Genomic DNA, 327 nt, shown 5'->3' on the forward strand with positions numbered 1-327 from the left:
TTCCATGGGAAGGGAAGTATGAGGTATGTCAGTTACAATAAAGGATGTCGCAAAAAAAGCAAACGTAGCTCCATCAACAGTTCCAAGAGTTATTTCAGATAGTCCAAGAATTAGTCACAGAACAAAGGAAAAAGTAAGAGAGGCGATGAGAGAGTTGGGATATTATCCTAACTACAATGCCAGAAGTCTTGCTAATAAAAGCACCAAGCTTTTAGGTGTTATTATGCCTAATTCAGCCAATAAAACATTCCAAAACCCATTCTTCCCTGAAGTTATTAGAGGAATTAGTGCAAAAGCACACCAATTAGGATTCGGACTCTATTTATC

The 327-nt window shown here is 37.6% G+C and carries 1 protein-coding gene; it reads left to right on the top strand.

Going from position 1 to position 327, the window contains the following annotated elements; translation table 11 throughout:
* Positions 1–25 precede the first annotated feature (25 nt).
* Positions 26–327 (top strand): LacI family DNA-binding transcriptional regulator (locus AOA61_RS00435; protein WP_143521148.1); only part of this gene is annotated, 302 nt, incomplete at its 3' end.

The sequence above is a fragment of the Pseudomonas sp. 2995-1 genome, assembly GCF_002742505.1.
Classification (GTDB): domain Bacteria; phylum Pseudomonadota; class Gammaproteobacteria; order Pseudomonadales; family Pseudomonadaceae; genus Aquipseudomonas; species Aquipseudomonas sivasensis.